Origin of the sequence: Synechococcus sp. PCC 7336 (assembly GCF_000332275.1) — a bacterium.
Lineage (GTDB): Bacteria > Cyanobacteriota > Cyanobacteriia > Thermostichales > PCC-7336 > PCC-7336.
The window spans coordinates 4,500,606-4,514,689 of sequence record NZ_CM001776.1; the positions used below are offsets into that span (position 1 = coordinate 4,500,606).

14 protein-coding genes are annotated in these 14,084 nt (G+C 53.7%); 7 read left to right on the forward strand and 7 right to left on the reverse strand.

What is annotated here, in order from left to right; genetic code table 11:
* Positions 1-318: 318 nt before the first annotated feature.
* Positions 319-1,005, forward strand: coding sequence for a DUF3747 domain-containing protein (locus SYN7336_RS27160; RefSeq protein ID WP_017327969.1), 687 nt, complete (start codon positions 319-321; stop codon positions 1,003-1,005).
* A gap of 32 nt (positions 1,006-1,037) precedes the next feature.
* On the opposite strand, the gene SYN7336_RS21280 is transcribed toward SYN7336_RS27160, so the two are convergent.
* Positions 1,038-1,772, reverse strand: a complete 735-nt coding sequence (locus SYN7336_RS21280; protein ID WP_017327970.1) for a response regulator transcription factor — start codon at positions 1,770-1,772, stop codon at positions 1,038-1,040.
* Positions 1,773-2,212: 440 nt separating this feature from the next.
* Here SYN7336_RS21280 and SYN7336_RS21285 point away from each other — a divergent pair, with 440 nt between their 5' ends.
* Entirely contained in the window at positions 2,213-2,662 is a 450-nt protein-coding gene (locus tag SYN7336_RS21285) for a DUF4168 domain-containing protein (RefSeq protein ID WP_017327971.1), read from the forward strand.
* On the opposite strand, the gene pyk is transcribed toward SYN7336_RS21285, so the two are convergent.
* The 3 genes from pyk to SYN7336_RS27165 form a co-directional block, all read right to left on the reverse strand.
* Positions 2,659-4,479, reverse strand: coding sequence for a pyruvate kinase (gene pyk, locus SYN7336_RS21290; protein WP_017327972.1), 1,821 nt, complete (start codon positions 4,477-4,479; stop codon positions 2,659-2,661). The genes SYN7336_RS21285 and pyk overlap by 4 nt on opposite strands.
* A 162-nt stretch (positions 4,480-4,641) precedes the next feature.
* On the reverse strand, positions 4,642-4,869 hold the full coding sequence (locus tag SYN7336_RS21295) for a DUF2555 domain-containing protein (protein WP_017327973.1): 228 nt from the start codon (positions 4,867-4,869) through the stop codon (positions 4,642-4,644).
* 172 nt (positions 4,870-5,041) lie between these two features.
* Positions 5,042-5,716 carry a hypothetical protein gene (locus SYN7336_RS27165; protein WP_156820267.1) on the reverse strand — a complete coding sequence of 225 codons (675 nt, stop codon included), beginning with the start codon at positions 5,714-5,716 and terminating at the stop codon, positions 5,042-5,044.
* Positions 5,717-6,025: 309 nt separating this feature from the next.
* On the opposite strand from SYN7336_RS27165, the gene trpS reads away from it, so the two are divergent.
* Both trpS and SYN7336_RS21310 read left to right on the forward strand, forming a co-directional pair.
* The gene (gene trpS / locus SYN7336_RS21305) at positions 6,026-7,459 is read left to right on the forward strand and encodes a tryptophan--tRNA ligase (protein ID WP_017327975.1); all 1,434 of its coding nucleotides are present in this window, start codon (positions 6,026-6,028) and stop codon (positions 7,457-7,459) included.
* A gap of 147 nt (positions 7,460-7,606) precedes the next feature.
* Positions 7,607-8,257 (forward strand): hypothetical protein, encoded by a 651-nt coding sequence (locus SYN7336_RS21310; protein WP_017327976.1) that lies wholly within the window; start codon positions 7,607-7,609, stop codon positions 8,255-8,257.
* 48 nt (positions 8,258-8,305) lie between these two features.
* Here the strand turns inward: SYN7336_RS21310 and glnT are convergent, their stop codons facing one another.
* From glnT to SYN7336_RS21325, 3 genes are read right to left on the reverse strand one after another with little or no spacing between them, the layout of a single operon-like run.
* On the reverse strand, positions 8,306-9,604 hold the full coding sequence (gene glnT, locus SYN7336_RS21315; protein WP_017327977.1) for a type III glutamate--ammonia ligase: 1,299 nt from the start codon (positions 9,602-9,604) through the stop codon (positions 8,306-8,308).
* Positions 9,604-10,617, reverse strand: a complete 1,014-nt coding sequence (locus SYN7336_RS21320) for an alpha/beta fold hydrolase (RefSeq protein WP_017327978.1) — start codon at positions 10,615-10,617, stop codon at positions 9,604-9,606. The genes glnT and SYN7336_RS21320 overlap by 1 nt, the downstream gene beginning before the upstream one ends.
* Positions 10,610-11,638 carry a fatty acid desaturase family protein gene (locus SYN7336_RS21325; protein ID WP_017327979.1) on the reverse strand — a complete coding sequence of 343 codons (1,029 nt, stop codon included), beginning with the start codon at positions 11,636-11,638 and terminating at the stop codon, positions 10,610-10,612. Before SYN7336_RS21325 ends, SYN7336_RS21320 begins: the two co-directional genes overlap by 8 nt.
* A 456-nt stretch (positions 11,639-12,094) precedes the next feature.
* Here SYN7336_RS21325 and SYN7336_RS21330 point away from each other — a divergent pair, with 456 nt between their 5' ends.
* The 3 genes from SYN7336_RS21330 (at position 12,095) to SYN7336_RS31595 (ending at position 14,074) form a co-directional block, all read left to right on the forward strand.
* Positions 12,095-12,910: a hypothetical protein gene (locus SYN7336_RS21330; protein ID WP_017327980.1), complete on the forward strand. Its 816-nt coding sequence runs from the start codon at positions 12,095-12,097 to the stop codon at positions 12,908-12,910.
* 66 nt (positions 12,911-12,976) lie between these two features.
* A complete protein-coding gene (locus SYN7336_RS29315; RefSeq protein WP_071590832.1) occupies positions 12,977-13,501 on the forward strand; it encodes a COP23 domain-containing protein in 525 nt (174 codons plus the stop codon).
* A 171-nt stretch (positions 13,502-13,672) separates the two neighbouring features.
* On the forward strand, positions 13,673-14,074 hold the full coding sequence (locus SYN7336_RS31595; RefSeq protein ID WP_227498705.1) for a COP23 domain-containing protein: 402 nt from the start codon (positions 13,673-13,675) through the stop codon (positions 14,072-14,074).
* The last annotated feature ends 10 nt before the right edge of the window (positions 14,075-14,084 follow it).

A 14,084-nucleotide genomic window follows, 5' to 3' on the forward strand; every position in this document is an offset into this window, starting at 1 on the left:
AATCATCGCTCACTGAATCGGCATTGCACTCTGCCCGCGACTTTTACCGACAGTTCCGTTGGCGAAATCAGATAGCGCTAGGTCGTCACTTCCGCTAGATTTGATGGCAGATTGGGAGTCGCAGGGTACACTCTAGCCCCCCTCGCGCATAGTTCACCTTATGTGTAGGGGGCACAGGGGCAAAGTCTTGCAAGAGTCCGTTGCCGTCGAGACAAGTTGAAGCAGACTGCGATGGACTCAAAGACTGCGCGAAGTACTACCCCGCCATTTAGCAAATTTTTGCAATAGTCCGAACTACTTAGTTAGGAGATTGATGTGATGAATTCAATCGACAGTCTGTCACTCGCTTGGCGCACCCTACTGGCCACTTGCGGTGCCGCAGCGATCGCGCTGACGGGGGCCGCCACTCTGGCCTCGGGCGTAGAACCGGAAGTCCCAAATCTGGATGCTTCTGGCACGCCTGCCACTGTGGCCCCCTCGTCTCGAGCAGCAGCAAATGCCCGTTCCCTCTTTGACAAGCAAGAAGTCGATATCGAAGCCTTTATTGCGATGGCTGCTCCTCGGGGCCGATCCGGCGATTACTATCTGATGATTGTCGAACAAGAGACAGACGAAAGTCTGTGTTGGAGCGAGCAGGGTACTAGCCCCACCGAAGTCCAGCCGCTACTGCTGACCTTTGATTTCACTGGTATTTGCGGACGCAAAGCAGACAGCAATGCCTATTCGATTCGAATGGCCGATCGCGATTTGGGGTTGCACTACAGCCTCAGGGTCGTGCAGGAAGGGGACGAGCTGTTTTTGCGGGGCTACTCCAACCTCGATTTCAGCACTCCTCCCATCGAGATTGGTCGAACCCAAGGCATTAGCAGCACTGGCTTCACTCGCATTTCGCTCAATCCCGGCTGGCGTTTGACCCGCCGGATGTTTGAGGAAACAGAGTTGGGTCATATCTACTTGACGAGCGATCTGCCCTTAACGAGTACCGAGCCCATTAGCCAGAACTAGCACTGCCGCTACTCTGTAGTGGGGGCGGGGCATCAGACTTTAGAGGGAACGGGCCTGGGGACGGACAACTCCACCGGTTCGATGGGAGCTTCAAACTTATAGCCCACCCCGCGCACGGTGCGGATGATGGAGGGCTGATCCACCTGAGTTTCGATCTTCTTGCGGATTTGGCCGATGTGAACGTCCACCACCCGTTCGTCACCGTCATGCTCCTCCTCCCACACAGCTTCAATCAGCTCGCCGCGCCGCCAGACTCGGCCCGGCGTTTGAGCCATGGTGTAAAGCAAATCGAACTCAAGTGCCGTTAGAGGAATGAGATTCTGGCCTCGACTGACCTTGCGCTGCTCGGGGTCAATGCTCAAATCTTGGAAGTGCAGCGGCTGTTCTAGCGCTGCCGCGATCGGGCGCTGCCGCTTGAGAATGGCCGCAACCCTTGCCCCCACTTCAGGTAGGTTAAAAGGCTTCGTAATATAGTCATCTGCCCCTAAGTGAAACCCCTGCAGGCGATCGGCGGTATCGACGCGAGAGGTCAGCATGAGGACGTAAACCCCTGTTTCTTCTTGCATTCTGGGGCACAGTTCGTAGCCATTCATGTCCGGTAGGTTGAGATCGAGCACCACTAAATTGGGCTGAAAGGCATGAAAGTGCTCTAGCGCCACTGCTCCACTTTCAGCCACTTCAACGGTGTAGCCTTGTTGTTCGAGGTAGCGTTGCAGGAGGGTACGAATGCTGAGTTCGTCCTCAACGATCAAAATACGAGCTGTCATTGCAGGAAACGGTCTCAATGCAGGTGAACGGTCTGTTTGAAGGGATGGGGGTGCGTGCGGACACCGGCTTAAGGTGCGGAACTGCGAGATGGTGAAAGGGAGCGAACTAACAACACAGAGGGGCATAGAACTCTAGCCATCGGTGCAAGTCAATTGCGTGAAAGCAACGCTAGCAGGCGATCGAACACTCTCCGTTCCTCCCTCCTAGATTACCCATAGGTGGTAGAGATGACATCGATTGCGCGACAGAGCAGGCATCGCCTTCATTTTGGCCCGGAACATCCTCTCGGCAAGTCAGTCTTTACAGTAAGTCAGTCTTTACGGTAAGTCAGTCTGTAGGAATCCCGAGCGCGATCGCCTGCGGAGGGGATATCAGTGGTTCGATACTATATGAGAAGTGTCAATTAAGCATCATCAGTGTCAATTGAGGATAAGTCTCGATGAAAATCTGGCCCCAATTCAGTTTGCATTTCGGCCTGTCTCTGTGCCTGCCTTTATTGCTGGGGGTGGCAGTCGGTACGGGGGGTGGCAGTAGTCGTTGGATAGATTTGCGATCGCAAGCGGTAAGGGCTCAGGAGGAAGATGCGATCGCACCAGACATCGCGCCAGACACGGTAGAACTGTTTGCACGGGTGTTGCTGGAAATCGAGCCCTTCCGTTTAAAAGCGCTAGAAGAAACCAACAATACTGCTGACACAACCGCCCAAAATGAAATCCGGCGGCAATTTATCCGAGATGCTACGGCAGTGATTGAAAGCCATAACCTGTCGGTTCCCGACTATAACCGCCTCACGATTCAACTGCGGGAAGATCCCGAGCTGAAGGCCCAAATCGAGCAGGCGATTCGCTCCATTCAACTGGAGGAAATCAGCCGTTCGCAACCGTTCTAACGATTGCGAAGGGAGGCTCGACCCACCCCCGATGTCACCCGACCTTTCTCTGTGTCAATCGTGACAATGGCTCCATCTCGAATCAGACTGGTTGCCCCCTTGACTCCCACCATCACCGGCAGCCCCAAGCGCATAGCAATTACCGCAGCGTGGGATGCTGCTCCCTCTTCTTCAGCAATCACGCCGGCAGCGTGTTTCATCGCCTCCACATAGTTGGCATTAGTGGACGACACCACTAAGATCTCTCCTTTTGTCAGCTTGCTCGACTCCAGACCGGAGCGCACGATGCGGGCCGGACCGCTGACGCAGCCGCGACCGAATCCTTGGCCAGTAGCGACCACCGACTTCACCATTTCCACTTTGATCAGGTCTGTCGAGCCCGAAAACCCCTGAATGGTCCCGGCAGTCATCACCACCAGATCGCCATCTTGCAGCATGTTTTGCTCTTGGGCTGTGTTGAGGGCCACCTCAAAAGTCTGGCTAGTGGAGGCTAGATCTGCCAACACGAGGGGGTGAACCCCCCAGACTAGCTGGAGTTGTCGGGCCACCGTCACTTGGGGGGTAATGGCGAGAATTGGGGTACGGGGGCGAAACTTAGACACATTCCGGGCAGTGGCCCCCGATTTGGTCAGGCTCATAATCGCCGCCGCCTCTAATTGCTGAGCAATTTTACCCACCGACCGGCTAATGGCATCGGGAATATTGGTTTTGGGCAGATCGCGATCGCCGCTACCTGCACTGGCGTGGAGAGTGGGTAGTTGCGGCAGTTGGCGAATGGGGGAAACATATTCCTGCTCGATGCGGCAGGCAATCTGGGCCATAGTTTTCACCGCTTCGACAGGGTATTTCCCCACGGCAGTTTCGTTGGAGAGCATGACGGCATCGGTGCCATCCAAGATGGCATTGGCCACATCCGAAATCTCGGCACGGGTGGCGCGGGGGCTGTGGGCCATACTATCCAGCATTTGAGTCGCCGTGATCACCGGAATGCCGAGGCGATTGGCAGTGGCAATCAGACGCTTTTGCAAGACAGGTACATCCTCAGGCGGGACTTCGACCCCCAAATCTCCCCGCGCTACCATAACTCCGTCCGACAGACGGAGAATTTCCTCCAGTTGCTCCACCGCTTCGTGCTTTTCAAATTTGACAATAATCGGTACGCGACGACCGAGTGCCGACATGAGCTGGCGCAACTCAATCACATCTGAGGGCTCTCGCACAAAGCTGAGGGCAACCCAATCGATCCCTTGGCTGAGACCAAAGCGCAAGTCCTCGCGATCTTTCGGGGTAATCGCCCGAATCGAGAGGCGTATGCCGGGAAAGTTTACCCCTTTGCTATTGGAGAGCACTCCGCCGATGACGGTGCGGCAGTGCAGTTCTCCCGCTTCGGCATCCACCCGCTCCACCCGCATTTCCACGCGACCGTCATCGAGCAAAATGATGGCTCCTACGGGGACTTCGCGGGCCAGCCTGTCGTAGGTAATGCAACTGCGCTCCTGCGTCCCTGGCATGGGGGTGCTCGTCAACACGTAGGGATCGCCCGCTGCCAGCGAGATCGGCCCCTCTGCGAATTTGCCGAGGCGAATTTTAGGGCCTTGTAGGTCTTGCAAGATAGCCACTTGAATACCCAACTCGTAGGCCACCTGACGGATGAGTCGAATGCTGCGGCGGTGGTCGTCGTGGCTGCCGTGGGAAAAATTCAGCCGTAGCGTCGTCGCGCCACTGAGTACCAGTTGACGCAACATATCTGGCTTGGAAGTGGCAGGGCCAATCGTGGCAACGATTTTAGTTCGGCGGAAGGAATCGCTCCAGCGCATGCAATCGCCTCGGTTGGAGATAACGGTACACCCAAATCAAATCACACTGAGGTCCAGTTTCCGCAATAGACCTCTGCGGGTGCAATAGATTTTTGTTGTCCGTTAGGGCTGGGTCTGCCTAGCCCCAACGGACAGAGTGAGTCGCAGGTTGACTTGTACGGCTCAATCTTCGTCCACTTCTAATTCCAGGAGATGGACATAAGGAACCACCAATTCAGGCTGCTGGAAGGAGATTGCCTTGAGGGCATGCCAATCTTCCAGACAACCAAATACTGAAGTGTACTCGTCGCGCTCCAGCCGTTCGGCAAGTTCGGCAACTTCCGCTTCGGTATAGCGGCGGGGGGGGGCAGAGGATTCTGCCTGGGAAGGGGAAATGCTGTGACTAGTCATAGGAATTCAGAACACGGGGATTCGCGATCTTGTAGCTGTCAGTGTCCGGTTGGCGGCTGCATTGCACCTTCGGCCACGAATCTAGTGTAGCGGGCGAACCGGATACGATCGCCTCAGTCAACATGAAAAAACATGTCGCGATTGATGTATCGATAAGAGTGTCGGAGAAATGTCACAGTGCAAGTTCTAGTAAAACACCCACAGCAATGTCATTTTGATTGATGGTGTTGCGCCAGTTGACTTGACCGGCGATGCGGAGTTCTGGCGATAAGTGGTAGGCGGTGGTGACCGAGCCCAGGGTGGCTTCATCCGATGCCAATGGGTCGAGTAAGCCGTAGGTCACCACCAAATCGGCAGTTCCCGGTGCCAGTGCAATCGTCCCCACCAATCCCACCAATACCCCTTCTGTCAGGTTATCGGCTAGGTCGAGGTGGCGAAATCCCAGTTGCGGGGCGATGTTGAAGTACGACCCCCGACGCAATAGGTAATAGCGCAGGGAGGCACCGAATTCGATGTCTGATTGCTCGTCAAAGGCAGCTCGGTAATCGCCGCTGAGGGTGAGGCGATCGTAGAGGGGAATGTCTTCTGCACCGGCAGTCCATTCGCGGTTGCTGGCCAGCCCTCCGCGCAGGCGGAAGGGTACGGCGGGGGTGTTGCGAATTTCGTCGAGCAGGTTGGGGGTCTCTTCCAACCAGCGCTGCAGGACGGGGCTGCTGTCGACGAGCTCGGCATCGAGGCCATTGGCAGACTCCACATCCTCCAACTGTGCCGGTATATCGGTGACGGGTTCTGCCCGTCCGGCACCAGCAGCCAGCAGCAGTTGTCCGAGCGAAACCAGCCCAACCATTGCGATTTTCAAGCCAAGCACCCCTTCATCCTCAGTCTTTATAGTTAGCACGCGATCGCCCTCTCTCCCACTCGATTGAGGATCTCCACAAGCTCGATCGTAATCTGCTGCCCCATTCCTTCGGATTGTCTGGCAAGCAGTCAGCCAGTCCGGCACGAACTGAGGGGCGGGTCGAGGATGCCAATGTTGAGGAATGATATGGTTAGTGATGCTGTTGCACGAGCGCGGACAGAGGCATAGGAGAGCTCGCTAGACCGAGCGGAGTCGAAGCCTGTCAATGGCGAACGGAGTCGAAGGATCTGAGGCAGAATGGATAGCGCTGAAATTTTACGCAAAAGGAAATATCGCCACAGTCTCGTCCGCGACTTCGATTCAGATCGAGTCTTGAGTGCCTTCCTGTTGGGGGACGATCGCCCGACGTTAATCTTTATTTGTCAGAACAACTCAGACAGTTCCGGGACTTTGCCAGATTTGCGAGATCTCGAACGTATTGTGGGGATGTCCCTGACTGTCCGGGACGCTCGCAAGGTCGAGGATGGGCTGGCCGTTGTCCAGCAGGGTCAGGTGCAAAGGGTTGTGTTAGACGAGTCGGCGTTCGATCGCGAGAAGATTTATTTGCGATCGCCAGACAACACCTCCGCACTTGAAATCAGTGGGGAAGACTTTAAGGCATTGCTCGAAGACCTCGGTTTTGAGACAGAGTCGGAAACCGCAAGGCTGCGTATCTACGATTTTGGCTATGCAGCGGTGCGGCAATCGGCGCAGAATCGGGTTGTTTCTGGGATTCAGCCGTCAGGAGATATGACGCTGGGAAACTATTTGGGGGCCGTTGTTAATTGGCAAAAGCAAGTCGAGAACTATGACGAGAATTTTTTCTTTCTGGCTGACTTGCATAGCTTGACGACATTGCCCGACCCTGCCGATTTGCGCGATCGCATTTTCAAAACGGTCGCAACCTTGGTGGCCTGCGGCTTGGATTTAGACAAGGCCACCCTGTTTCGCCAAAGCGATCTGGGGGGCTATCACACCGAGCTGGCCTGGATTTTTAGCTGCTTGACACCAGAAGGGCGTCTGGAACAAATGACGCAGTTTAAGGAAAAGGCCAGAAAGCAGGAATTCGTTGGCTCCGGTTTAAAAACCTATCCAATCTTAATGGCCGCCGATATTGCCATCTACCAGGCCACCCTAGTCCCGGTGGGAGAAGACCAGAGACAACACCTCGAACTGGCTCGCGAAATTATCCGTCGCTTTAATGGTCGCTATGGCTATACGATGCCCGTGCCTAAAGCTGATATGCCGCAGGTGCTGGCTCGCGTCATGAGCTTGACGGATGGAACCAGCAAGATGTCTAAATCCAATCCCAATCGGGATAGCTGTATTTATTTGCTGGATAATCCCGACGATATTAAACGCAAAATCAAGCGGGCTAAAACGGATAGCAATCGCGATCTCTTTTTTGACGAGAACCGCCCCGAGATTTCCAATCTTTTAGGAATTTATCAGGTGCTATCGGGGCTCGCGCAAGCTGAGGTTGTAGAGCAGTTTAAGGGGCAAGGGGCGGCCAAGCTGAAAGCTCAACTGACAGAGGCTGTCATTGAGGCGTTACGGCCCATTCGAGAGCAGTACGATCGGCTGTCAGCCGATCGCGATCGCGTGCTGGAGATCTTGAGCCAGGGCAAAGCGCGAGTCGAGCCGATTGCGCAACAAACGCTGGCTGCCGTCAAGCAACGGGTGGGTCTTTAGCTATTGGAGTATCTTAGGGTCGAGCATCCTTGTCTGGGTTAGCCCTCTCACCGCAAGTCGCGGGCCATTTCGCCTCGATGCTCGTCGGCCCGCGCTCATCCGCCCGATTTTTGCGATAGGCTCGAACCGCAGTCTTTCCCCCGATTTATGCTGATCGAACTGACCCTCGAAGAGCTGGATGCAGTCCTTCCCCTCGCCCCCACCGGTTCGCAATACAGCGATTACATCAGTAATGTGTTTCTCAACTTAGAGCGGCTGATTGTGGCGATCGGGGCGGGGGCAGCCTTACTGGTGATTTCCACCCTGTTTAGCGAAACGGGGGTGGGGTTTATTTTCTTTGTGGTGGGGGTACTGTCTGTCCTCTATCCGTTTGTGTGGGGGCCGCTATTTGAGATTTCCCGCCGCAACAAGGCTTATCGGGAGCTGCCTTACGGCTGGTTTTTTTTCGGTCAGATCGAGCGGGTGGACAGCCGAGAGGTGCTGGTTGACGAGATCGAACAGATTGATGCGAATGGCGACCTCTATGTGGAAGAGGTGATCGAGCAGGAATTGCGGCTGGCGATCGCCGACGAGACGGGCATGTCGTTTGTGGTCAAAACTCGCGACGAACCGGCCTACGAGTCAATTGTGCCGCGCCAGTCGGCGATCGCTTTGATCAAGTCTTTTTCTCCCAATCTGCGCAGCCCAGTCATTAGCGAAGTATATATTGTCAAACTGGGCCAGTGGGTGGGAGATGTGTCTTACCTCAAACGCGATGAATTTCTCGATCTGGCGAACGATTTAGTCGAAATGGCCTGAGCTCTGCCACTTACCGAACGATCCCAATTACGATCGCCGTTTAGCCCTCTAGCAATCCAAAGTGTGCTCCAACTCCCAAGAGCTGAGATGGGCGGAGTAATCCGACCATGCCTTACGCTTGAGCTTGAGATAGGCAGAGATGATTTCTGGGCCGAGGCGATCGCCCATCACCGAATTCGCCTCCAAACCGCGCAGAGCATCGAGAAGGTTTTCGGGCAGTCGCTTGACATCTGGGGCAGGGGAATCGGTGTAGGTATTTGCCTCCGATCGCGGCCCAGGATCTCGCTTTTCCGCCATGCCATCTAACCCCGCCGCAATCACAGCCGCAGGCAGTAAATAGGGATTGGCAGACCCATCGGGAAGGCGGAACTCAAACCGACCGGCAGCGGGAATGCGAATTGCATGGGTGCGATTGTTGCCGCCGTAGGTGGCGGTGGTGGGGGACCAAGTTGCTCCAGACGTTGTGGTTGAGGCGTTCAGGCGCTTGTAGGAATTGACAGTGGGATTGCTGAAGGCGCAAATCGCCTCCGCGTGATGCAAGACGCCAGCGATAAACTGGTAGGCCAGGTCGGATAGCCCCAATTCCCCTTGGGGATCGTCAAACAAATTCGTGCTGCCAGCGGTATCCCACACGGAGAGGTGCAGGTGGCAGCCATTCCCCGTTAAGTGGGTGAAGGGTTTCGGCATAAAGGTGGCTCGGAAACCGTGCTTAGCCGCGATCGCCTTCACCATGTATTTGAAAAAGGCATGTCGATCGGCTGTGACCAAAGCATCTGCATACTTCCAATTCATCTCAAATTGGCCGTTGGCATCCTCGTGATCGTTTTGATACGATTCCCAACCCAGCTCTAGCATGGCATCGCAAATTTCCGAGATGACATCGTAGCGGCGCATCAACGCCTGCTGGTCGTAACAGGGCTTGGAGGCGCGATCGAGCCCGTCAGAAATACTCTCGCCATCGGCACTGAGGAGAAAATACTCGCACTCCACCCCCGTTTTCACCTGGTAGCTTTGGCCTTCAGCTTCAGCTAACACCCGTTTCAAGACCAGTCTGGGGGTTTGGGCGATCGCCTCTCCAGTCACGCTATACAGATCCGCTGGCATCCAAACCACATCGGGCTGCCAAGGCAGTTGTATGAGGCGATCGCGATCGGGAATGGCCAAAATATCTGGATCGGCTGGGGTCATATCCAACCAAGCTGCAAACCCAGCAAACCCCGCTCCAGCTTGGGCGATCGTATCGATCGCCACTGCGGGCACTAGCTTCGAGCGCTGCACCCCGAATAAATCTGTGAAGGAAATCAGAAAATAGCGAATGCCGCGATCGCGAGCTAACTCAGACAGCATTAATCACCACTCCTCAGCAAATGGTCTACAGCTTCTCGGATAAATCGTTCGTCTTCGGGATTTTGGTAAGGATTGCCAGCACGGTGTCCCCAAATCGACGGGATTGGTAAATACTGCCCCTTGGGAATGAGTTTGGCTTCTGCGGCACAGTCTTCCGGCGTAAAGTACAAATCTGTTTCAGCGGGCATCACCAATGTTTGAGCCTGGATGGCCCCCAAAGCCGCCTCGTAATTGCCGCAATAGAGGGGATTATCTCCGACATCGCAATGCAACCATGTATCGAGCATGGCAATTAAATTGCGCGGATCGCATTTGCGATAGCTAGCTTCCCAACCCCGCAGGAGGTAATCTTCCAATGAAGCGTAGCCCAGCGAGTAAAACAGTCCCTCGCGGTAATACGCCTGAGAGGCTGCCCAGCTAGCGTAGATTTGGGCAAAGGTCCGAAACCCCCGTTCGGGCACCCCCTCAAACCTGCTCCCCGTCCAGCTTGGATCGCTGGTTAAGGCCGAGCGCAGGCTTTGCAGAAAGATCCGATTGTGAGGAGTGGTGCGGGCAGTGCCGCAGAGAGCAGCCATTCGCGCGACGCGATCGGGATATAACGCTCCCCAGTGATAAGCCTGCTGAGCCCCCATCGACCAGCCGTAGACGAGTGCCAAGCGATCGATCTTCAGCACTTCGCGGACGAGATGGGCTTGCAGCCGCACGTTGTCCCAGTGGGTAAACCAAAACTGTTGCTCTGCCAAGCCGCACAGAGGCTGATTGCTAGGAGAGCTGGATAGTCCGTTTCCCAGGGCGTTAACGGCGATGATGAAATAAGCTGCGGGGTTGAGAATGCCCTCGACACGGATGAGCCACTCTAAATCGGTATGGTGGGCTCCGTAGGAGGTGGGATAGAGGATGGCATTGCTGCGATCGCCGTTGAGAGTCCCGTAGGTTTCATAGACCAGTTGAATCTCCGGCAGTGTCACCCCACATTGCAGCGGGAAGTCTGCGAGCGTCAAACATTCAGACATACGGCAACTCGGGGGAATTGACTCGTTCTCCACGACGCAGTTTTTGCAAGATTTTCAGGTTGACCGATAGGTAGCCGGGATCGACGCGATTGAGGTGGGGTCTGAGTTTCTGGTGGGCGCTGCCGAGGGCGTGAAACGGAATTGAGGGGCAGAAGTGATGTTCGGCATGGAAGGGCATATTCCAGAGCAGGAATCGCAAGGGTGCCCAAGTCAATGTGGTGCGGGTATTGGTGAGGGGGTTGGCGTCTAGGCTGCAGTCTGTGTGTTCGGCTAACAGAATCATCCGCAATATCGGCTGCCCGATCGCCAGAGGCAGCAACCATCCCAGCACAAACCAGGGTTGTTGCAAGTAGAGGGAAGCGGCGATCGCAAAAGCATAAACCAACAACTGCACTTGCACCGATCGCTGTACCTGCCTGCGGGCACTGTTGGGAATATAGGGCATGTCTGCCATCTGCCCCGTAGCACAGAGGAAGTGGGTTTTCAGTTTGCCGATCCACCAAGGAATGCCGCTGACTAGCCACAGGTATTCCCATACGTTGGTCGGAGTTAGGTCGGCCAGCTCTGGATCTTTGCCGGGAATGCGGGTGTAGCGGTGGTGCCACTGGTGGTAGCGCCAGTAAAAGGTGCTGTTATACAGGGAAAACAGCCCAGCGAACCAAGCCACGATGTCATTGGCACGATTGCTGGCGAATGCCGTCCGATGGACGCATTCGTGTAGGGGCATGAACAGAATCGCAATACTGAAGCCGTAGAACGCCAATGCAGGCAAGCCAATCCAAAGATTGTGGAGATGTGCGAGCCAGCAATAACCGCTCGCCCCGATCGCGATCGCGTGGCCAGCTAGCTGCAAAGTCCCTTTGCGATCGGAGCGCTGATTGAGCTGTTGCAATCCCTGTTTGGAAAACACTTGCTGGGGCGAAAGGTAGGCAGCCGCAGCTTTAGGCGAGCGATCGAAACTCAGCTCGGTTTCGAATGCTGCAGGTTCCGATGGATGGACCGCCTTGGGTTCGTCAGACATAGTTATCGAACCTACCAGTTGTGAGTATTGACCGGATTGAAACTAAGTTAGCCGATCGCCAGATGGCAGAGATTCTAGGGCTATCCCTTGGCAGTCCGATATGAGTTTACGAACGCGCAGCTCATACTAATCGAGAGCACCCGATTCTTTGCGGGGAAAACCCTATCCAGTGGCGATTCGGCTAGCCTACTCTGTTACTAAACGATAGCCATCTGTTGTGCAGCCATCCATGATGGCTGACTGATTCGGCTTTACTGGACTTGCTATGCTGGCCATACGCCCGCAGAGACTGAAGACCTGAACAAAATGGCTGGCGCGATCTCATCTCAACAGAGAAGGCCAGCATATGCCAGCTCCAGCAAAGCACTGAGAGGTTTGTGGGGTCGAGCAATCGCGCTGAGTCCGGTAAAGTCTTTTTGCGATCGAATAGAGCTTTGCAACGGGAGCCGAGTTGATATGTCTTGGAAATGTCGCGGTATCACAACAAACGGCAATACCGATCGCAAGCATGATGAGTACGAGGTGCATGGAAAATTTTGCCCGGAGTGCGGACTGCTTCAGGATGAAGTCGAACCCCTCTTAACTGAGAAGCGTCCCATTCGTTTTTCCCCAATTGCTGTAGCGGTCGGAGCGATCGCCTTACTTGTCAGCAGTGTCGGTTACCTGGCTTGGCAAAATCTCCGCCCCTGTGCTGAAGGGCAGCCGAAAGTCAACGGACAGTGCTCGGATACTGCCGCCAGCCCTCCAACTCTTAGCAATCCACGCTCGCCAACCTCTTCGAACACAATCAGTATTCATAGGAATACAAACTATGGAATCAGTGTTGAATATCCTAACTCGTGGGAGTTGAGGCGTCCCATCGAGAACTTTCCACCCAATGTTTTAACCGGCACCAAGGATTTATTTCAGCTTCTGGCCCCCGATCGAAATGAATTCTCCTATCGGGCAAATATTCTAGTTAAGATCGAACAGATTGTCCCCCCTGTGTACTTTGATGAGTATGCAGAGACACAGATCGCTAGGATTAAGCAGCTTGGGACCTTTAGCCTTGAAAGTGATGAAAGAATTCAACTGGGAGATCGACCGGCTCGCGAGATTGTCTACTCTGGAAATGATGGAGAGTATAGCCTTAGAAGGAGAAGAATTATTATAGAGCCAATAACGCCAAGAGATTACTTTATTTTGATTACCTACACTTCCGAGCTGGATGATTATGAGAATAATTTGCCCGATGCCGAGAAGGTGTTTGCATCAATTACACTCCTAGAATAAGAGTGAGATAGGCTATTATTTTGGCGAAATAACTTTGAGTTGTAGTGCATTTAGGGAGATCGAGACATGAGCAGCACAATCAGTCATTTTTTGCCTCGCTTGATTCTAATATCTCTGGCTTCAATCGGTTTTAATTGCTTAAGTTCTGCCAGCATAAATGCCAGTAGCCAAACTGATACAGACACTCTAGAGAAACATAGTGAAACATACTATTGTGATAGTGAGAACTTCGGTCGTCCGACATTGGTCTTCCGCTCTGATTTAGGAAATTCCCGATTGATTGAGTTTCAATATGAAGGATTTAACGGATGGCCACCTCTAAAGCGTTGTCAAGAGATTGCGGAAAGAGCGCAAAACTTTCATGAATTAGGTATAATCAGCTATCTTACAATTGAGCAGATGCCAAATGGCACCAATGTTGTTTGTATCTCAAAAGTGGATTGGGATCACCTTCAGGCTCTGGAGCTTGGCTTCGACGATCTGGTTCGGCTATTGATTACACTCAAGCCAGATGACGATCCGCAGGAAATTTTAGCAGGAATTAAGGGTGTCACCTCTTTGTCTAGCGATGGCAATCCACTCATACATTAGCCATTTAAATCTGTAAAGCCACTTGCAATATTGGAGGTTAATAAAGTTGGGGTTGACAGGAAGTTGAAGAACGCTAAATCTAGCCTCTTGACAACCTTGTCAGTACTGATGGTGACTGGCTGTGTTAGCAGTTTCAGCTCTCTGTTTTGGGCTGATGCGATGGCTGAGCCAATGCCTACTTCCTCAAGCCTTCAGATACGTTACCAAAATACTTTCTTTTTCTGTGATGGGGGCGATCCCTCAACATTGGTTACCCGGACAGATTTAGGCAATGCAGATGTCATCGTATTCGAAAGCAGCTTTGGCGAATGGACTCCATTGCTGCGATGTCAGGAGATTGCTAGGCGGTTGACGGAGTTCTACAACGATCGCAATCTGGCTTACTTGACCTGGGCGCGATCGCCTGGAGGCGGAAGAGTCATTAACGTCGCCAAATACGAAGGTGACATCTTGAGATCTGAAGAATTTGTCACGCTATTGCTGACGCTAAAACTAGACGATCTTCCTCATGAAATTATTGCGGAACTTACAGGTATTATATCTACATTTGGCGATCTACCCATTAGGAATTAACTAGATATTG